Origin of the sequence: Cytobacillus sp. FSL K6-0129, assembly GCF_038007625.1 — a bacterium.
GTDB lineage: Bacteria > Bacillota > Bacilli > Bacillales > Cytobacillaceae > Cytobacillus > Cytobacillus kochii.
Window position 1 is genome coordinate 2,484,961 of sequence record NZ_JBBOXM010000001.1, and the last position, 20,058, is coordinate 2,505,018.

At 39.4% G+C, this 20,058-nt stretch carries 22 protein-coding genes; 6 read left to right on the plus strand and 16 right to left on the minus strand.

All coding sequences use genetic code 11. From position 1 onward, the window contains the following. Window positions 1–29: 29 nt before the first annotated feature. Entirely contained in the window at window positions 30–800 is a 771-nt protein-coding gene (locus MHI57_RS12395) for an SDR family NAD(P)-dependent oxidoreductase (RefSeq protein WP_095371780.1), read from the minus strand. A 170-nt stretch (window positions 801–970) separates the two neighbouring features. Between MHI57_RS12395 and MHI57_RS12400 the strand changes: the two genes are divergently transcribed. Both MHI57_RS12400 and MHI57_RS12405 read left to right on the plus strand, forming a co-directional pair. Next, window positions 971–1,582, plus strand: coding sequence for a TetR/AcrR family transcriptional regulator (locus MHI57_RS12400; protein WP_340976577.1), 612 nt, complete (start codon window positions 971–973; stop codon window positions 1,580–1,582). After that, window positions 1,575–2,036, plus strand: coding sequence for a low molecular weight protein-tyrosine-phosphatase (locus MHI57_RS12405; RefSeq protein ID WP_307315938.1), 462 nt, complete (start codon window positions 1,575–1,577; stop codon window positions 2,034–2,036). The genes MHI57_RS12400 and MHI57_RS12405 overlap by 8 nt, the downstream gene beginning before the upstream one ends. A 4-nt stretch (window positions 2,037–2,040) precedes the next feature. Here the strand turns inward: MHI57_RS12405 and MHI57_RS12410 are convergent, their stop codons facing one another. Together MHI57_RS12410 and MHI57_RS12415 are read right to left on the minus strand one after the other, a co-directional pair. Next, on the minus strand, window positions 2,041–2,490 hold the full coding sequence (locus MHI57_RS12410) for a DUF1569 domain-containing protein (protein ID WP_340976579.1): 450 nt from the start codon (window positions 2,488–2,490) through the stop codon (window positions 2,041–2,043). A 155-nt stretch (window positions 2,491–2,645) separates the two neighbouring features. Then, window positions 2,646–2,981: a winged helix-turn-helix transcriptional regulator gene (locus MHI57_RS12415; RefSeq protein ID WP_095371776.1), complete on the minus strand. Its 336-nt coding sequence runs from the start codon at window positions 2,979–2,981 to the stop codon at window positions 2,646–2,648. Window positions 2,982–3,109: 128 nt separating this feature from the next. On the opposite strand from MHI57_RS12415, the gene MHI57_RS12420 reads away from it, so the two are divergent. After that, window positions 3,110–3,724, plus strand: coding sequence for a nitroreductase family protein (locus MHI57_RS12420; protein WP_095371775.1), 615 nt, complete (start codon window positions 3,110–3,112; stop codon window positions 3,722–3,724). 454 nt (window positions 3,725–4,178) lie between these two features. Here MHI57_RS12420 and MHI57_RS12425 read toward each other — a convergent pair whose 3' ends face one another. The 4 genes from MHI57_RS12425 to MHI57_RS12440 all read right to left on the minus strand — a co-directional run bounded on the left by MHI57_RS12425 (window position 4,179) and on the right by MHI57_RS12440 (window position 6,846). Further along, window positions 4,179–4,604, minus strand: coding sequence for a hypothetical protein (locus MHI57_RS12425; protein ID WP_340976582.1), 426 nt, complete (start codon window positions 4,602–4,604; stop codon window positions 4,179–4,181). Window positions 4,605–4,661: 57 nt separating this feature from the next. Next, window positions 4,662–5,426, minus strand: coding sequence for a hypothetical protein (locus tag MHI57_RS12430; RefSeq protein WP_095371773.1), 765 nt, complete (start codon window positions 5,424–5,426; stop codon window positions 4,662–4,664). A 23-nt stretch (window positions 5,427–5,449) separates the two neighbouring features. Further along, window positions 5,450–5,875, minus strand: coding sequence for a hypothetical protein (locus MHI57_RS12435; protein WP_340976584.1), 426 nt, complete (start codon window positions 5,873–5,875; stop codon window positions 5,450–5,452). Between the two features lie 551 nt (window positions 5,876–6,426). Beyond that, window positions 6,427–6,846 (minus strand): DUF4825 domain-containing protein, encoded by a 420-nt coding sequence (locus MHI57_RS12440; protein WP_095371771.1) that lies wholly within the window; start codon window positions 6,844–6,846, stop codon window positions 6,427–6,429. Window positions 6,847–6,991: 145 nt separating this feature from the next. Here MHI57_RS12440 and MHI57_RS12445 point away from each other — a divergent pair, with 145 nt between their 5' ends. Continuing rightward, window positions 6,992–8,521, plus strand: a complete 1,530-nt coding sequence (locus MHI57_RS12445) for an amidase (RefSeq protein WP_322909732.1) — start codon at window positions 6,992–6,994, stop codon at window positions 8,519–8,521. Between the two features lie 28 nt (window positions 8,522–8,549). Here MHI57_RS12445 and MHI57_RS12450 read toward each other — a convergent pair whose 3' ends face one another. Together MHI57_RS12450 and MHI57_RS12455 are read right to left on the minus strand one after the other, a co-directional pair. Next, window positions 8,550–8,735 (minus strand): hypothetical protein, encoded by a 186-nt coding sequence (locus MHI57_RS12450; protein ID WP_095371769.1) that lies wholly within the window; start codon window positions 8,733–8,735, stop codon window positions 8,550–8,552. Window positions 8,736–8,960: 225 nt separating this feature from the next. Next, window positions 8,961–9,191: a hypothetical protein gene (locus MHI57_RS12455; protein ID WP_340976590.1), complete on the minus strand. Its 231-nt coding sequence runs from the start codon at window positions 9,189–9,191 to the stop codon at window positions 8,961–8,963. 69 nt (window positions 9,192–9,260) lie between these two features. Between MHI57_RS12455 and MHI57_RS12460 the strand changes: the two genes are divergently transcribed. Continuing rightward, window positions 9,261–9,584, plus strand: a complete 324-nt coding sequence (locus MHI57_RS12460; protein WP_340976591.1) for a YnfA family protein — start codon at window positions 9,261–9,263, stop codon at window positions 9,582–9,584. 201 nt (window positions 9,585–9,785) lie between these two features. Here MHI57_RS12460 and MHI57_RS12465 read toward each other — a convergent pair whose 3' ends face one another. From MHI57_RS12465 to MHI57_RS12490, 6 genes are all read right to left on the minus strand, one after another. Next, window positions 9,786–10,232 carry a VanZ family protein gene (locus tag MHI57_RS12465; RefSeq protein ID WP_224937213.1) on the minus strand — a complete coding sequence of 149 codons (447 nt, stop codon included), beginning with the start codon at window positions 10,230–10,232 and terminating at the stop codon, window positions 9,786–9,788. A 367-nt stretch (window positions 10,233–10,599) separates the two neighbouring features. After that, the gene (locus MHI57_RS12470) at window positions 10,600–11,259 is read right to left on the minus strand and encodes a carboxymuconolactone decarboxylase family protein (protein ID WP_445293201.1); all 660 of its coding nucleotides are present in this window, start codon (window positions 11,257–11,259) and stop codon (window positions 10,600–10,602) included. A gap of 89 nt (window positions 11,260–11,348) precedes the next feature. Continuing rightward, a complete protein-coding gene (locus MHI57_RS12475) occupies window positions 11,349–12,812 on the minus strand; it encodes a CoA-acylating methylmalonate-semialdehyde dehydrogenase (protein ID WP_251162181.1) in 1,464 nt (487 codons plus the stop codon). Between the two features lie 21 nt (window positions 12,813–12,833). Continuing rightward, complete coding sequence (locus MHI57_RS12480) at window positions 12,834–14,171, minus strand: GntP family permease (RefSeq protein ID WP_340976596.1); 1,338 nt, start codon at window positions 14,169–14,171, stop codon at window positions 12,834–12,836. Between the two features lie 22 nt (window positions 14,172–14,193). After that, window positions 14,194–15,387, minus strand: a complete 1,194-nt coding sequence (locus tag MHI57_RS12485) for an iron-containing alcohol dehydrogenase (protein ID WP_340976598.1) — start codon at window positions 15,385–15,387, stop codon at window positions 14,194–14,196. Window positions 15,388–15,528: 141 nt separating this feature from the next. Then, a complete protein-coding gene (locus tag MHI57_RS12490; protein ID WP_340976600.1) occupies window positions 15,529–17,328 on the minus strand; it encodes a sigma 54-interacting transcriptional regulator in 1,800 nt (599 codons plus the stop codon). 141 nt (window positions 17,329–17,469) lie between these two features. Here MHI57_RS12490 and MHI57_RS12495 point away from each other — a divergent pair, with 141 nt between their 5' ends. After that, window positions 17,470–18,678: a M20 family metallopeptidase gene (locus MHI57_RS12495; RefSeq protein WP_095371761.1), complete on the plus strand. Its 1,209-nt coding sequence runs from the start codon at window positions 17,470–17,472 to the stop codon at window positions 18,676–18,678. Between the two features lie 254 nt (window positions 18,679–18,932). Here MHI57_RS12495 and MHI57_RS12500 read toward each other — a convergent pair whose 3' ends face one another. Then, entirely contained in the window at window positions 18,933–19,892 is a 960-nt protein-coding gene (locus tag MHI57_RS12500) for a hypothetical protein (protein WP_340976603.1), read from the minus strand. Window positions 19,893–20,058: the final 166 nt, after the last annotated feature.

Here is a 20,058-nt window from a genome sequence, read left to right on the forward strand (position 1 = left end):
CTTTTAAAAAGAGCTCTAATAATTGTACCTTATCTAGATGTATATCCAGCGTCCGCATGAATAGTGGTACCTGTAATATAAGATGATGCATCTGATGCTAACCATAGACTTGCTTGAGCAATCTCTCTTGGTTGACCAAAGCGATTCAACAAGCTTAGTTGTGGAGCATATTCTTCTTCCGTAAATCCAAACTGATCAAGCGCACCTCTAAGCATTGGTGTATCAATTGCACCAGGAGCTACTGAATTCACACGTATATTTTTTGGACCATATTCCATTGCAGCTACTTTAGTCATTCCAACTACTCCGTGCTTGGCTGCTACATAAGCAATATTTTGCGGTTGTGGACGGAAGCCGCTTACAGATGAGATATTAACAATCGAACCACCGTTTCCTTGTTTTTCTAATTGTTGGAGCTCATATTTCATACAAAGAGCCGTACCTGTTAAGTCTACAGACATTAAACGGTGCCAATAATCTTCATCGAACTCAGCGGCTAATTTATCATCTGGTGTTAGCGCAGCATTATTTACAGCTACATCTAATTTACCATATGTGTCTACAGCAAATTGCACCATGTTTTGTACTTCCTTTGATTTCGAGATATCTACTTTTACAAAAGCGGCCTCTCCGCCACTAGCTTTGATTTCTTCTACTACTGCTTGGCCTTTTTCCTCATTAAAATCAGCTACGACTACTTTCGCTTTTGCCTCTGCAAAAAGTTTAGCCGTCGCTTCCCCCATACCCATTGCTGCGCCTGTAATGATAGCGACTTTACCTTCTAATACTGGAAATGTCATTGTTCTTTCCTCCCTTTCCTTTGTTCAGTTTCTATTAAATCTCATCATTTTTAGTGTCTCAATATACAAACTGGGTCATTTTGTTTAGTAATGTGCAACCGATTTTATTTTGTTCAGTAAAATTGCAAAATATGTAGGAATTCAACATAATAAGAGAAGAGGTGATTCTCTTGGAGCATGATTTTTTAGATAAACGCGTACAACGGTCACGCGCAGCTATTAAAACAAAATTTATTGAATTATTATACAAAAAGCCTTTCGCCCAAATAACTATATCTGAGATTGCAAGAGAGACAAATTATAATCGTGGAACATTTTACGCCAATTTTCATTCGATGGACGAGTTACTAAAAGAGGTCATTGATGAGACATTACATGAGATGATTAAACAAATTGGTATTCCTTATCAAGCTTATGAACAAGTTTATTTACGAGAACTTCCGATTGAGGAGATTACTTTATTCAATTATTTCAAAGAACATGCATCTCTATATCAATTATTATTAAGTGACCATATTCGTGTCGATTTCCGCTATCAAATGGCACAAGCAATTGAACAACTCTTTTTAGATGAATACGACTATGTGTTGCCTAAGGATAGTTCAGTTGACGCTAAATGGTTATATATTTATCGAGCCAATGGCATTGCTGGTCTCATTATTCGCTGGATTGAAGAGGACTTCCCACATACACCCACATATATGGCTGAACAAATTGTTGAACTTATGGTCGTTTCGACTGAATCATTTTTTGTAAAAGGAAAGGGGCATCCTCATGATTAAAGTGTTATTCGTTTGTTTAGGTAATATTTGTCGTTCACCAATGGCAGAGGCGATATTTAGACATAAGGTGGAACAAGTTGGACTAGAGAAGGAAATATTCGTAGATTCAGCAGCGACGAGCTCTTGGCACATTGACGCGCCTCCACATAAAGGGACACTCGCGATTTTAAAAGACTATCGTATTTCCTCTAAAGGATTAAAAGGACGTCAATTACAGAAAGAAGACTTCGAAGCATTTGATTATATTGTGGCAATGGATGAATCGAATATAAAAGATATATACCGTATACTTGGTCAACCTCAGCATCCAAAAATATTCCGTTTATTAGATTTAACTGAAGATGCAAAAGATGTGCCGGACCCTTACTATACCGGGAATTTCCAGGAAACATATGATTTAGTGAGCGCTGGTTGTGAAGCCTTGATGAAGAAAATAAAGGAAGAACGAAGATGATGAGTTATAGACCAAACTGTTTGAGATGATGGTCTAGATGCTTGTATATACCCTTTCCCCATTGCTCAGCGGTTAGCTTACCAAAAAAAGAATGGGGATGGGTTGTACACTTTTCTGGTCCATCAGCATGGAATTGCAACAATTTTTGTTTCAACTTTTCCTTCTCTTTGCTAAAGTCCCTATCATCGACAATTAAAATGGTCGGAATCGTAGACATATTTTTAGGTAAAGTCTTTTCGTTATAAAAAATCGGTTTGGCGAAGTTTCCTACAAAGATTCCCAACCAACTCCTCTTTGGAGAAGATTCCCCCATCGCAATATCTTGAAAGGCTGAGCAATGAGCCAGCATTTGGGCGACATTCATCTTCCCCCATTGCCGTTTTGAATTGGAGCTCAAATGATCTATACGTGTTATGATTTCCTCTAAATATACCTGATCATAGATACTTTTCAATTCCCCTCCACCCCTCTTCAAGCTCAATTTATTATTCAATCTATAGCTTTCAACAAAAGAATTATTAACTCCTTCTAATATAAAAAAGAGCCAAAAAAAAGAACAAATCCTCTATAGATCTGTTCGTTCTTCAGCTACAATATTTGTCTTGGTTATTACTTCTCGTTTTCGGCAATCCAAGCAAGAATGGCTTCAATAACTTTCTTCAAGCTCATTCCTCTTTCTGTTAAGGCATATTCAACTTTTTTCGAAGAATCTTCTAAAAATGTTTTACTAACAAGTTCTTCCTTAATGAGTTCATTCAACCGTTCTGTAAGTAATCGGTCAGAAATACCATTAATTTCATCTGCTAATTCAGAAAATCTCTTCGGTCCGTCCATTAAGGAATAGATGACCATGCCCATCCATCTACGACCTATAAATTCAATCGCTTCATGGTAGTTGCTACAGATATGCTTAGAATCCGTTTTCAATTTATGGTTACAATCCATTCTTTATAGCTCCTTTACCTGTCCTCATTAAATAGTACCATATATTCATTAGTTGACAACATAACTTACGAATGGTAAGTTTATAAACGAAATAAACTTACTAAACATAAGTAAAGGTGGAGAAATAAATGTCAGAATTAGTTACTCTTATGAATGAACGCAAGTCTGTGAGGGTATTCGACCCTTCTTTTAAAATAAATCAAGAAAGTTTAGAAGAACTATTAGCACATGCTATTTCAGCTCCTTCTTCTAGTAATTTACAATCATGGAGATTTATCGCTATCCAAGATGAAGCAATGAAAAAGGCATTACCTGTATTTGGCAACAACCAAAAGATTGTAGAAAATGCTTCTGCTGTTATTGCCGTACTTGGTGATACGGAGGCTTATAAAAATGTTGAGGAAATCTATACTCAAAATGTCGAAGCTGGTTACATGGATCAATCCATTGCTGACCGTACCATCAGCAATACACACCAATTTTATCCTGGCCAACCGAAAGAAGGACTTATGAACATCGCAAGCTATGATGCTGGTCTGATTTCAATGCAATTGCTTCTGCTCGCAAAAGAACGTGAGCTAGATACAATCGTAATGGGAGGCTTCGATAAAGCTGCCTTCGCCAAACAATTTGAGCTAGAAGAAAACATATTCCCCATTACATTAATCGCTATCGGCAAAAGCGCTGCACCTGCCTTTAATACAACTAGACTACCTCTTGAGCGCGTAGTGAAGTTTTATTAATCGTATGGAAATGACACCGACTATCAATGAGAACCATTGAAAAGTAAGTTATGTGTGAACAAAGACTTTTTGGTCTTTGTTCTTTTTTATGGTGCGGTATATGACCTTTATGGATTGAAATTGGAATCGATAAGAGTTCAGATTGGAGTTTGATTTTGTTTAGATGAGGACAGATGATGTTTTAAATTTTAATAATCTTGGATTTGATTAAAATGAAAAAGCAGCAATATAGGGAAGGGTTTGGATTATTTTTTTGTTAGATTAGGTTGGAAACACGTTAATTAACTGGAGACACCGGTAAATTTGATTCGTTTAACCCGGTATCGCGTCAAGCTTTCAAATGCGGATTTCAGTTTGAACGGTTTCAACCCACATCGATTCAAAGTTTAACAATAAAAGACAGGCCCCTGTTAGTGATGAAGTAGTGGAATCAGTTAAGAATGGATCAACTCAGCTATTCCTCAGCTACTGCCGTCATATCAGCCTTTGCTGCTTCCATTATGGCTTCTAACTCAGCGATTTTTTTCTGATTCTCCTCAATGGTTGGATCGTAATTTTGGATCAGTTCATTTGTGTACGCTTCTAATTCAGCTACACGTTTTGCCACTTCTGACTGCGTTTTCTGTTTTATTTGTTGATCTGCTGCCGCTAGTTTTTGTGGGATTTCTTCTTTTAATTTAGCAATTTGTTTATTTTTTTCTTCGTTTACAGCCGTTTCTATCTCGGCAATGGACGCTGCTTTTTTTGCAGAGAACCAATTCGTTAGCATTGATTCCATATCTTCACCTGCAGAAACAAATCGAAAACTAACAGAAAGAAGGAAACCTGCGAAAAGGCAACTAAACAATATTTTGATATATTTCCTTTTTTTATGACTCATTTTGTTTTCCTCCCTTTACGAGATTTCCAGGGCCAAGCAAGCTGGCCCTGAAACGAATTAATCATTGACAATATTGTTGACAACGTCATCTAAACTCATCTTTGCATCTGCCTCTAATTCAGCAGCTTTCGCTGTTATAGCAGCCTCTTGTTCTGCGACTAAATTAGCTAGGATGGCATCTAATGCCTCTCGAATTTCTTCAGCCTTCCAATTCGCCTGATTACGAAGATTTCGGCTACTAATTTCAACTTGAGATTCCACTTTTGTAACAATTTCCTGTTTCGCTGCTACAATCTCTTGCTCAAGTTCTGTTACTGCATCAGCTTTCGCTTGATTTAATTCCGCTGTGACTTGCTCTAAAGCCGACTGGCCCTTCTCACTAGCAAAAGCTTGGAAACCAGCCGTTGCTTCCTCCTGCATTAAATCGCCTTTTGCCTTAATATGAAAATAGCCTTCTAAAAATAGTTGATAGAATTGATAATCCATATTTTCCAAGATCAACAATTTCTCACCATCTAGGGATGCAATATGTTCATATTTGGCCTGGTCAATAGCTAAAGTAGAACCTTCAATTTCACGCAATGTTTTCTCGTCAATTTGACTGGCTGCTAATTCCTTTAATGTTTCATTTTCTGCTCTGAGCTCTGTTAATAACTGTTCAAAATTGGCATCCGATTCACTCAGAACCTCAGCACTTGTTTGGTTAAATAAGTTATCATACCAAGTTTTCAAAGCCTGTCCCGCATCTGTATTCGCTAACGAAAAGCCTGCTCCGGTTAGCAATCCGACTGTAACTGCACCAGCTATGATTTTCTTTTTCATCTTCCCGACCCCTTTGTCGAAATTTATTTTTCTAACGTTTCTTCTAAAAATAATAGTATTTCTTGATCCATCTCAGATTTAAGTTCATCCTTCTTTTCACCTTCATACGTATCAAATGAGTCGCTTAGTTCTTTTTTTATGTTTTGAATATCTACTTTGTATAAAGTTAAGTATTGGTTAATCTCTTTTTTCGCTTCTTCACTTGAAACTACTACGTTTTTTTCCATTGCTTTTTCATAGGTTAGTTGTGCATCTAGCTTTTGCTGTTTCATTTGTTCAGACCAAGATTCATAGGCGGTTGCCAGCTCATTGTTGGTCTGTTCCTCACTTATCTCGAATAATGCATTACTCCACTTTCCTAGAGATTCGCTCGAAAATGCTTGAACGAAGACACCTGTTAGACCAATCATGAGACAAATAATGATTGTGATGGTCGTTACCTTTTTCACTCTCATACTGTCCTTTCTTGCTCACATTTATTTTTCATAGGGGAATCAACCATAGATGTGTGTTCATTTTTAGGACAAAGTAAAGCTAGTATTCAACTGCTGTGACTTTTATCCTAGAATCATCACTTTCCCCCTTTCATTTGTCATTTGTTCTTTCATATGTTCTATATTGTTCTTGATAAAAAACACTACACGTAGTATAAATGAGACGCATCATAATGAAAAACGTAATAGTTTACCAAAAATTCAGAATATATTATTGATATCTATGTTTTTCTCATTCTTCCTATTATTTACACTCATTCACACTTGAATAATAGAGAAGAAGTGCTTCCACTCCTTTTCTAGCAAGACTTTTAAATCCAATTACCTATATGTACAACAAGAAAAATAAGGAAAAATATTCAAACTTCCACATCCATTTAATAGGTCACTTGTTCTACCAAATACTTATCTCTCATTCCAATTTACTAGGTAGTTTTAGTATCAAAAAAAGACCTGCAAAAGTGACGATGCAGGCCTGTAGTTCAGCAGTCATAGGTAGAATAGATCTAGTTCCAACTGTTTATTAATTGCTCTAGCTCCTTTTGGCTCCCTACACCTGCTATATCTTTTTCATACCAATTGTTTACTTCATCTCTCGTTACTTTCGTTTCACTTCCATTTACATGAAAACTTATCCATTCCACGTTTCGCACTAAGGAAAAAAGAACAGTCGCTTGTTTTTTCATTAATGCCTCTCCATCATTGACTTCATGATAAAATACTTCTAAACCATACGGTTCTTGCTCTGTCTTTAATTCAAAATAATCTATTGAGTCCGCTGTCTCATTCAGTATATTTCCAACGGCACTATTGTCACCAATATAGGCACCCTTATATCGGAATAATTCTTCTTCTTCTGCACCTTGGCAACCAAAGAGAAGAAAGAATGGCAAGAGTAAAATAAAAAAGTTCTTTCTCGATAACATTTAACCACCTCCTGGCCGATTTGAATCAACCCATCTCACAAACACAATAACATATTTTGTTAAATTTTCTAACAATAATCATGCAAATTCTCCTCAATTGTAATAGTATAGATTAAATACACAAATGTTGAAGGGAGATGATGTGATGAAAACGCACTCGTTACGATCAGAAAATCAGCATTTATTTTTATTTGAGGAAATAACAATTGAACAGCTTCACAAATTGTATGATACAGGTGAGTATACAGTTGAAGAAGTCATTCGATCTTTTCTTGAGCGCATTGAACAATATGAATCGACATATAATGCTTTTACATTTATGAACGAACAGGCGCTTACTGATGCGAAAACCATCGATGCGAAACGAATGCGTGGGGAAAAGGTGGGCCCATTAGCAGGTATCCCCGTAGTTGTGAAAGAAGCTGTCGATATGGTTGGTTTTCCATCTACATTTGGCTGGGCTCCACTCGCTAAACATACAGGTGGAATAGAATTATTACCACAGAAAGATGCCACCATTATCTCTAGATTAAAAGCAGCTGATGCCATCATACTCGGCAAAACAAATATCCCTGCCTTTAGTTGTGCATACCATGCTAATACTAGTTGGAAAGGTCCTACATACAACGCGGTAAATAGAAAACTCACACCTGGTGGTAGTAGTAGTGGCACGGCTACTGCCGTATCTGGTAACTTTACCGTTCTTGGAGTAGCAGAAGAAACAGCGGGTTCCATACAAGTACCAGCAGCAGCGCAAGGAATTGTTGGTATTAAACCTTCATTCGGACTCATTCCTACTACAGGTGTGACTCCGCTTGCTGGCAGTACAAGAGATGTACTAGGGCCACATGCCAGAACGGTGCGGGATGCAGCGATTATGCTTGATGTTATCGCAGGCTATTCACCTGATGATGCTAAAACCATTTCTAGTACGATTCCAGAGAAGGGCTATACATCTTTCCTTTCATCACATGCTCTGAAAGGGAAAAAGATTGGTTTATACGGCCCTAGTTGGAGAGAAACGAAAATGACGGCAGAAACGGAAGCACTTTATAAAAAAAGTATTTCAATATTGCAATCACTGGGTGCAGAGGTGATTGAGGATCCTTTTCATGTAAAGCCACTGGCTCCATATATGAAAACTATTGATACAATGATTGGAAGAGAATCCTTTTTTTACGACCTTAATCAATACTTCAAAAACCTTGATCCTTCGTTAAATATGGAGAAAGTTTTCTTAAAAGCGGGAGCAATACCTTGGGAAGAAGACCAGCCCTTAGCTTCCTTTGTCCGACCACTTGAAGCCGACAAAGCTTTCGAAAATGCTGAACGCTTACCTGATTTAACACGCTTTAAAGAAACGAAGAACGAACTGTTACGCACCATTACCTACATTATGGCTGAGCAACAATTAGATGCTTTTGTTTACCCAACCATGCTAGAAGATGTACCAACTTTAGATCGTGAGGATGTTGCGACTTCTACCATATCCGAAATTAATATTAGTGGATTGCCACTCATAACAATACCAGCAGGGTTTTATAGTAACGGCTCCCCCTTTAACCTCGCTTTTTTTAGTACAATGTGGAGCGAAGGTGACATACTTGGTATGGCCTATGCCTATGAAAAAGCTGCCGGTGGCCGTATAGCTCCGCAATTAGTGAAAAAGGAGTAGCCCTTCAATCGAATGGGCTCTTTTTTTGTTAAATAGCTATTAGCATCATCGTAATCGTATAAACGATTAAGCTAAACGATACTGTCAGCCAAAAAGTATTCTTCTCTGTTTCTTTTTCATCACGGATTTTCTTCAAAAGGGAAACCAAATTTAAGCAAAAAACAATACATAGGACTGGCATCAAATAGAAGCCGATGAAACTGAAAGTTAGCATTGAATCACTCCTTATATTCATGCTCCATAAAAAAAGATGCTCTTAAAGAACATCATCTTGATTGTACTAACTCATTAACACTTGATAAATGATATACCCTATGATGGCAAGAACAATAGCCATTCCCCCAACAGTTGATGCACCGTAAAAAGTTCTTCCAATCATCATCTGTCTCTATTTTGCTCCCTTCATCTTTTTTCTTTTTCAATGACCATGACCTCAAGTTTACTTCGCATGATATAATCGTTGAGATAGAAAATAAGCGATACAGCCGGCGAGTAATGCAAATAAATAAGGGAACGGGTTAGCAATGGCCCCAAATTCTACTGTTTGACTTTGCGTTGTAGCAAATGTAATCTCGGGTGTATATAAAAGTGTCAAGATTAGACCGGATCCGATTTCAAATACATAACTAAGAACGATGAAACTTAGTAAGAATATTATAAATTTTTTCATCAGCTGACCTCTTCCTTGTTATCTTTACCTATATTTTACCATAAATAGAAAATAGGAGTTGAGTAGTTCTTGAGTGCGATTATACTATTTTTATTAGCCGGAATTGCAGAAATTGGCGGCGGTTATTTCATTTGGCTATGGCTAAGAGAGGGGAAACCTTTTTATTGGGGAATTGGCGGTGGTGTTGCCTTAGCCTTATATGGCGTGATTGCTACCTTTCAAGCCTTCCCATCTTTCGGACGCGTGTATGCTGCCTATGGTGGTGTATTCATTATTTTGTCTGTCCTATGGGGCTGGGGCATTGATAAAAAAGCACCTGATATGTATGACTGGATTGGAGCTACCATCTGCCTGGTTGGTGTTGGTGTGATGTTACTTGCGCCTCGTCATTAAGCATGTGATTAATGCTTTATTGGTGTTTAGTTTAATTGTAATGTAAAAGTCTTTCTAGGTAAAAGCGAATGATGTCTGCATAATGGGTGATTGGAGCAAGTGCGGACTTTATAAATTTGCCCACACTTCTTGTGGTTTTCGATCTCATGTTGATTTTGAACCGTCTTGTGTGGGGGTTTCTCGTTTGAAACCTTCTTGTAACTATACGGACCCACGATTTTTACTTTTCCGCCAATAATAAACGATAGAAAATAAAATAAGCCCTGTTGCTGCGCCGACACTATCAATTAGTACATCCCTTACTTCACCCGAACGCCCTGGAATAAAAAGTTGATGAAATTCATCAGACGCCGCATAAACTGTTGTGAGAATCCAGGATATAAGCAGCTTTTGACGAGTAAGTATATTCCCTTGTCTTATGGCAAAAAGAATAAATATCCCTAAAATAAAATAAGCAAAAAAATGCGCGTTTTTGCGAATAAAAGTCTCTAAAGTATGTAAGTTTTCAATTGAAAATGGAACCCAAGCAGCGATAACTTCTGTAATCCCACCACTTAATTGACTTGATTGTGTCCCCGGTTGATGAGATAAAATAAAGATCATTGCCATCCACAAAATACTAGGGAGCCAATATAATTGTTTTTTCATAAGCATGTCGTCCTTTATATGTCATAACTCTATTATACCTTAGTAGATGACATCCTTCACGGTTATTACGCACAGATATGGCAAGTGACGGTTTTCTAAAAAGAGCATTTGTTCACATTTGTGATTTGTCAGTACAACTGGTATTTTTCTATTCTTTTGTGTACATTGCTCATTCTGCTAACACTTCTAACAGCTCCCCCCCCTCTTGTGCTCGTGAACCCCATACGCTAACAGCTACGCCAATCCCCTTAGTTGTAACCCTAATCTCTCCCACTTTATTCAGGAGAGGCTAAACTATTAGACTCCCCATTTAACCTATCAAAAAAACCCCACGGGCAATGATGTCCGTGGAGTGATCTAATTTCACCTATTCGTCATAGGCATTTAATGCATTGATACCGTGTGCTAGCGCGGAACCTGCTTTTAAAGCAGTTGCGACAAAGATGCTTTCGACAAGTTCTTCTTTTGTAATCCCTAGTCTTTTCGCATTCTTTGTGTGTATGTCAATACAGTAGGCGCAACCTGTAATATGAGCAACGGCGACAGCAATAAGCTCTTTATCTTTTTTATTGATGGCCCCGTCTTCCATAGCTGCTTCATCAAAGCCAAAGAAGCCTTTAACCGCATCTGGAGCATAGTCTTTCAACTCAGTCATTCTCTTCATATTAGCCGCTTGGTAGAGGTTATCTGCTTCTACTTCCTCATAAGCATTTAACGCATGAGTGCCATGTGCGAAGGCAGAGCCTGCTTTAAGAGCGGTCGCTACTAAGACTGCTTCTGTAATTTCCTCTTTTGAAACCCCCAATTTCTTTGCATTACCTACATGGATTTCAATGCAATACGGACACCCCGTAACATGAGCACAGGCGACAGCAATAATTTCTTTCGTTCTTTCCGTAATGGCGCCATCCGCTAATGCTGCCTTATCAAAGGCAAAAAAGGTTTTATTGGCTTCCGCTGCTGACTTTCCTAATTCTCCAATTCTTCTAATCTTTGATTTTTGATACAAACTGTCATTTGCCAACATATTCCCCTCCGATTCATTTTATTTCCCCAGAAATATTCTTGAAAAAAGGAAGAGAATCCTTTATTTTCGACAAATTCCTTTTAAATCGATCAAAACTCCCAGCGTTGAGTGAGCATTTTTCTACGTGTGTAAAATTCCACACCATCACTACCATTTGCGTGAAGATCACCATAGAATGAATTTTTCCAACCTGAGAATGGGAAGAAGGCCATTGGTGCTGGTACCCCGATATTTACCCCTAGCATACCCACTTGGATACGTTCTCTGAACTGACGGACATCGCTGCCGCTTTTTGTAAACAAGCAAGCACCGTTTCCGAATTCTGATTGGTTCGTTAGATCAATTGCTTCTTGGAGAGATGATACACGGATAATTGATAAAACGGGTGCGAAGATTTCATCCTTCCAAATCTTCATTTCCGGTGTTACTTTATCAAAAATGGTTGGCCCGATAAAATAACCATCTTCATGGTAAGCTTCATCCTTACGTCCATCACGTACCAAAACGGCACCTTCTTCTTCCCCTGATTCAATATAATTAGCTGTACGTGCTTTATGCTCTGGGCGAATCACTGGACCTAAGAATACATTTTCGTCCATACCATTACCAATTGTAATTTGATCAGCAGCGGTATTTAATTTTTGTAATAAGGGCTCAATCACATCATCTACTGCCACGACAACTGAACATGCCATGCAACGCTCTCCTGCAGAGCCATATGCTGCACCAATAATTTCTTTAACTGCAGCGTCTAAATCAGCTGTTGGCATAACGATAGAATGGTTTTTCGCTCCCGCCAACGCCTGTACTCGCTTGCCGTGAGAGGAAGCTGTTTTGTATACATATTCAGCAACAGGTTGGGATCCAACGAATGAAATAGCTGGAACGTCCTTATGTTCCAATAGACCATTCACGACATCATGTGCACCGTGAACGATATTCAATACGCCATCTGGCAATCCTGCTTCTTTAAATAATTCTGCTAAGCGATTAGCAAGTAAAGGTGTTCTTTCTGATGGCTTCAATACAAATGAGTTACCACAAGCGATGGCTAATGGGAACATCCAGCATGGGACCATCATCGGGAAATTAAAAGGTGTAATACCACCCACTACCCCCACAGGATAGCGATACATACCCGATTCGATATTTGTGGCAATATCAGGTAATTGTTTACCCATCATTAACGACGGTGCACCCGCAGCAAATTCTACACACTCAATCCCACGTTGTACTTCACCATATGCTTCTTTAAAGCTTTTTCCATTTTCTTCCGTTACAAGCTGTGCCAACTCATCCCAGTGGTCGACCAGTAGTTGTTGATATTTAAAAAGTACACGTGCCCTTTTTGGTACTGGCGTTTGACTCCAAGTTTTGAATGCCTCGCTTGCTGCTTTTACTGCTTCGTTGACATCATCAATAGTTGAGATCGGTACTTGCGCTAACTCTTCACCAGTTGCTGGATTAGGAACCGGTTGATAGTTTTCTGTTTTTGCCTCTACCCATTGTCCGTTAATAAAATTCTTTAATGTAGATGTTGTAGTTGTTGTCATTTGTCATACTCCTCTCAAATTTTAAAATATAGAATACAAGACTACTGCTAGTAACATAGCAATGGTTGGAATAACTACACTGAGCCAGAATATTGGCCAGTACGCTCGTTTATGTGTTTCTCCACAAATCGCTCGCACTGTTGTAACAACATAACCGTTATGCGGCATAGAATCTAGACCACCTGAAGCCAATGTCGCTACACGGTGCATGGCTCCTGGATCGACACCTTGAGCTAAATAGATCGGCGCTAAAATAGGTAGGGCAATACCTAGACCACCTGAGGCTGATCCTGTAATTCCACAAATTAATGTGACGGCCACCGCCAAACCTAATATAGGTGGACCTGGCAAACTTACAAGTCCATCGACTACAGAATCGAATGCAGACACTTGAGCAGCTACACTACCAAAGCCAACGACTGCACAAGTATTCGCAACGGCGACAAGTGCATCTTGTGCTCCTTTTGCTAAAGCATTCCAAAATTGTGCTAAAAACTTGTACATCGTCAGACATGCAAGGACAATACCAGCCGTTAATGAAATAAGGGCTGCTGCAGTAGAAGAAGCAAACTGTGCAATAATATTTAGCATAACAATAACACAGATTAATGGCAAAATTGAGAAAATAATATGAGGTAATGTTTTTTCCTCTACCAAGATTTCTCCTTCTGTTTTCTCCGCCAAACCTGCAGATACTTCTTCTTTTGCCCTATTTCCTGGTAATGAGAAAGTTTCCCCTCTTTTAACAGCATTTTGAACGAATTTGCTTAATAACAGTCCTCCCGTAATCATTACAAGAAGTGCCATGAGTACCCCGACCCAACCGCCAGCCGTGGGAGTTGTACCGAAAAACTCAGTTGGAATTAAGTTTTGAATTTCTGGACTACCTGGTGCGGTCATCGTAAAAGAAATCGATCCAAACACAAGGGCAGCAGGGATAAATCGATGTGGAAGATTCGCCGCTCTAAATAATGAAACAGCAATAGGATAAACAGCAAAACCGACCACAAATAAACTTACTCCACCATAAGTCATGATTGCGGCTGCAGCCACTACGGCAAATACAGCTCTTTTCGCGCCTAATGTTCTCTTAATCCATTGGGCAATGCTCTCAGCGGCACCTGTCTCATGCATTATCTTCCCAAAAATCGCTCCTAGTAAGAAAATTAAGAACCAAGAGGCAAAATAATTTGTGAAGCCGTCCATATAATAACCTGCCAGTGCCGTCTCTAAATTTAGGCCACCTGTTATGGCAACAACAATCGAGCTTAGAATGGCAGCAATAATGATATTAATGCCTCTTAATGTTAAAAACATCAGTAGGACTAAACCTAATATTAACCCTAGCATTCCTAACATTTAAACGCCCTCCCCCGGACTATTACTTCACTTGTTCCTTTTGAGCAAATTGATAATGATAGCAAGCAAGATATAAATCTTCTAACTCAGAAACTGTTGGCACTCTCGGGTTATTCCCAGGACTACCGCTTGCAATGGCATCATGCGTCATTTTACTAATCGATTGTTTAAATAGACTCTCATCTATTCCCCATCCAGACAGATTAGGAATATTTAAGTTCACACATAACGTTTTAACGGATTCCACTGCCAAATCGGCTGCTTGTTCATTTGTGAGAGGCTCACTTCCTTTATTAAAGATTCTTCCTAAATCCGCTAGCCGATCGACACAAGCTTCTCTACTAAACTCTAGAACAGCCGGCAATAGCATAGCATTGGAGTAGCCATGGGGCACATGGAAAAGGGCACCTATCGGTCTTGACATCCCGTGCACAAGACACACACTTGCGTTAGAAAATGCCATCCCTGCTTGCATTGAACCTAATGCCATTGCCTCTCTTGCCTCTAAATTCTCACCATCTGTAAATGCTGTCTCGATATTCTCGACAATTAATTTCATAGCTGATAAAGCCATCATATCTGTCATTGGGTGTGCTTTTCTCGATATGTACGCTTCTATCGCGTGACTGAGCGCATCGACCCCGGTAGCTGCAGTGACATGTTGGGGAGATGACATCGAAAGCACTGGATCCACAATAGCTACAGTTGGCATAAAGACTGGTTGTTTAATCATCATTTTGACATCATTAGTCGTATTCGTAATGATGGTTGCATCTGTTGCTTCAGATCCAGTTCCAGCAGTTGTTGGAATAGAAATATGATCGATAGCCGCACTACTTGCTAATTTATCCGCGCCCATGTAGTCACCAATATATACACTGTTAGTAGCTAATACAGCTACCGCTTTGGCTGTGTCAATGCAACTTCCACCTCCAAGTGAAATAATTAAATCACAGGCTTCCTTTTGAAAAAGAGATAATGCCTCTGCCACAAACTTATCAGTTGGTTCAGTAGATACACCTAAATAAAGAATAGTTTCAACATTAGATTTTGTTAAGATGGCTTCCGCTTTTTTCGTCCACCCTAGGCCATCAATAATTTGGTCACTAATAATAAGGGCTTTCTTTCCTCTTAAACTGGCTTCCTCGCCAAGCTTTTCAAAAGAACCTTTCCCATATAAGACCGTTTGTGGTGTTCTAAAAATCTGCGTACTCATTTTTCTCCCTCCTCTTTACATTTATTTATATGCAATTGATGTGCCAAAAAGAAAACCCTTACATTCAAAAGATTGTAAGGGTTGTAGTGTAGTAGAATCACTACATGTGTAGATTTTATGTAGTGAAATATCTACACTCATTCATAATTGAAACTTTTTCAACTTTTGATATAATGTGGTTCGATGAATACCTAAACGTTCCGCTGCCTTTTTCTTATTGCCACCAACCTGACGCAGAGTATCTATAATGAGGTCTCTTTCCCGTTTTCTCCCCATATCTTTCGCTTCTTCTATTAAAGAAGGTTCCTTTGTGATAGATTTTGGTTGTTCTTCTAAATAAGTATGTATATGGGTAATGTCAATCACGGATTGTTCGACGAGGGTAACTAACCTTTCTATGACATTAACAAGTTCACGAATATTACCCGGCCAATCCCGTTGTACAAGCATTCCAATTGCTTCAGGTGTGTAGATCTTCTCTTCGATTTGGTATTGCTTGCAGATTTTTTTCGTATATTCATTTAATAATAACGGAATGTCTGTTTTCCTTTCTTTTAAGGAAGGAAGGGGAATTTCGATGATATTTAGACGATAATATAAATCCTCACGGAAGCTCCCCTCTTGAATACATTTTTTCAAGTTACGATTAGTTGCGGCAATGATCCGCGCACGAATCGGGTATTTCTTGTTACCACCAATTCTCTCCGCTTCTTTTTCTTGCAAGACTCGTAATAGTTTCGTTTGCATGACTAAAGGTAATTCGCCAATCTCATCTAAAAAGAGCGTTCCATACTGCGCCAATTCAAATTTACCTAATTTCCCACCTTTCTTTGCTCCAGTAAAAGCACCTTCTTCATAGCCAAATAGCTCTGATTCAAACAGACTTTCTGGGATTGCCCCGCAATTCACACTAATAAAAGGACCTTCGGCAAACGGACTCAATACATGCATGCTTTTCGCAACCATTTCTTTCCCTGTTCCGCTTTCTCCCGTAATCAGTGTGGTAGCCATTGTACGCGCAGCACGCCTTGTTAATCGCTTAATCTCTTTAATTTCCCTACTTTCACCAACAATATCGTCTAATGTAACATGGCGATCGTTTTTAAGTTGTTCGACAAAGGGCGGACGATTATTACTGTTTTCATGTTGATTCTTTTGTAATGATTGATAGATTTTGTATACTTCTGTCACACCCTCAAAAATAAGCATGCCAATGGCACCAATCACTTTCCCATCTTGCCATAGTGGAATACGGTGAACGATCATATCTTGGCCATTTATTCTTTGGACTACCCCACGTTCTGGTGTAGCTGTTTTAACCGTTTGATGAAGATTCGTATTTTCAATCACTTCAGTCACATGACGGCCAATCGCATCCTCTCTCTTCACACCAACAAACTGACTATAAGCTTCATTAAATTCCTGCACGACCCCATACTGATCAACAACAGCGATCCCTTCGTAGGCTCGTTCTAAAATAACCTTCAATACTTCTGTGGCATTCTCTTGCTGTTCAAGGCGATGAATCCATTTTTTATATCCATCCATCATCTCTCTTGTATGAATCATTCCGACAACACAATCATTTTCATCTACTACTGGCAGTTCCTCATAAGGAAAGGAAGCTGCATAGAGGATGGAATCATCCAACCGGACATAGGCAAAATTCCTCGTTGGCACCGGATGAATGTTGATATCTCTATCTTGACCTTTAAGTAGATAAGAAAATAATTTTTTCATAGATACGATGCCAACTAGCTTCTTATGATCATCAATGACTGGTAAGCTACTTACTTGATATCGATTCATCTTTTCACCAGCTTGTCCTAATGTTTCTCCTAAAGAAATACAAGGTGGATCAGGCGACATCCAATACCTTACTTTCAAGAATTCCTCTCTTTCTAGCTTTTCCCTTGTCTTTGAACGGTCTTCAATAAACATGAAAGGCACCTCCTGCAAGAAATGAAACGAAATATTCAAAAAATATATTGGAATTTATTCTCCTCTTCAACTATTATAAACTTATTCACTCAAACGTGATGAAGGATTCACCATATTTTTTTACATAGAAGGAGGATGTATATGTTAGAAAAGCTTTATTCATTACTACAAGAACATTATAACGAGATGGTTGAAATCAGAAGACATTTGCACCAGCACCCTGAACTTTCTTTTCAAGAAGTAGAAACACCCAAGTTCATTGCTAACTATCACCAAAAGCTTGGACATGAAGTCCGAACTGGTGTAGGAGAGCGTGGTGTTGTCGCTAAATTACATGGAGCAAAGCCCGGAAAAACCATCGCTTTAAGAGCGGATTTCGATGCATTACCCATTCATGAGGAAAATGATTTTCCTTATAAGTCTAAAAAACCCGGTGTCATGCATGCTTGCGGTCACGATACACACACAGCGACATTACTTGTTTTAGCAAAAGTACTCAATAAACTTCAAAATGAAATTGAGGGCACAATTGTCTTCATTCATCAACATGCGGAAGAATATATGCCGGGTGGTGCGATTGCGATGATTGAAGATGGTTGCTTGGAAGGGGTCGATGTTATTTTCGGTCAACATATTTCATCCGGTGAACCATTAGGTGAAATCGGCTATCGTTCTGGACCACTCATGGCAGCAGCTGACCGCTTCCATATTAAACTCCAGGGAAGAGGTGGACATGGCGCCCATCCTCACGAAGCCAATGACAGTATCGTTCTCGGCGCTCAACTCATTGTTAATCTCCAACAAATCGTTAGCCGCCGTATTGATCCACTCGAATCTGCTGTTCTTTCTATTGGTGAATTCGATGCCAAAAATGCATTCAATGTCATAGCTGATTCTGTCACACTTACAGGAACGGTTCGAACCTTTAACGAAAACATAAGGAATAAGATGGAAAGAGAAATCGAGCGAGTAATTGAAGGAACCTGCTTAACTGCAGCTGCAAGTTATGATTATAACTATGTTCATGGCTACCCAGCTCTTGTCAACCATGCAGCTGAAACAAAGTTTGTTGCTCAATTAGCTAGTGAGGTTCCTGGTGTAACTGCGGCTGTTGAAATTGCCCCTCGTATGGGTGGTGAAGACTTCGCTTACTATTTACAAAAAGTACCTGGCACCTTCTTCAATACCGGTGCAGCTATTGTTGGAAGAACACCATACCCTCATCATCACCCTAAATTTGATATTGATGAAAGAGGCATGCTCATTGCAGCAAATATGCTCGCCACAGCAACAGTAAAGTATATGGAACAGCAAGGTGTAGTGGATACCACAGTTATTGAGACGCTTTAATCTGTTCTGAGGCACTTTGTTTTAGAATCATGATTGATGTGATCCACTCTAAGAGGGTGTAGGGTTTACTGAGGGCGGCGAAGGCTTCTTTTTATATACTTGTGGCAGCAATCTCTTACCACTTTATGTGCGTTGTCATAAGTCGCCTTCTACAAAACGAGGAATACCCATATGCAATAAGATCGTATTACGCGCAGTTAGCTCTATGTTTTCCTTTGCTTTTGCGCGTATTTCCCTTTTACGCGCAGTTGACTCTATGTTTTCTTTGCTTTTGCGCGTATTACCCTTTTATGCGCAGTTGGCTCTGCGTTTTCCTTTGCTTTTGCGCGTATTACCCTTTTACACGCAGTTAGCTCTGCGTTTTCCTTTGCTTTTGCGCGTATTACCCTTTTACACGCAGTTAGCTCTGCGTTTTCCTTTGTTTTTGCGCGTATCTCCCTTTTGCGCGCAGTTGACTCTATGTTTTCCTTTGCTTTTGCGCGTATTCCCCTTTTACGCGCAGTTGGCTCTGGGTTTTTCTTTGCTTTTGCGCGTATTCCCTTTTTACACGCAGTTAGCTCTGCGTTTTCCTTTTTTTTTGCGCGTATCTCTCTTTTACGCGCACTTGGCTCTAAGTTTTCCTTTGCTTTTGCGCGTATTTCCTTTTTACGCGCAGTTGCCACTGGGTTTTCCTTTGCTTTTGCGCGTATTCCCCTTTTACGCGCAGTTAGCTCTGGGTTTTCCTTTGCTTTTGCGCGTATTTCCCTTTTACGCGCAGTTGACTCTATGTTTTCCTTTGTTTTTGCGCGTATCTCCCTTTTACGCGCAGTTGGCTCTAAGTTTTCCTTTGCTTTTGCGCGTATTTCTCTTTTACGCGCAGTTGGCTCTAAGTTTTCCTTTGCTTTTGCGCGTATCTCCTTTTTACGCGCAGTTGGCTCTAAGTTTTCCTTTGTTTTTGCGCGTATTTCCCTTTTACGCGCAGTTGCCACTGGGTTTTCCTTTGCTTTTGCGCGTATTTCCCTTTTACGCGCAGTTGACTCTAAGTTTTTCTTTGCTTTTGCGCGTATTTCCCTTTTACGCGCAGTTGGCTCTAAGTTTTCTTTTGTTTTTGCGCGTATCTCCCTTGCGCGCAGTTGCCACTGGGTCTTTCTTTGCTTTTGCGCGTATCTCCCTTTTACGCGCAGTTTGCATTGAGTTTTGTTTAGTTTTTGCGCGTATTTCCCTTTTGCGCACACCGCATTCGTTTTTCCCTCCTGTCTGAGTGCCGTGATTACTTATTTTTCTATACTAACCCTCGATTCCAAGCCGAGTACAACGTTCCTTCCTTTTAGCAACTCTTAATCACCCGGACAGCCTCCCCTAACATACTAAATTACAACATTTACCATAAATGGGGTTCTG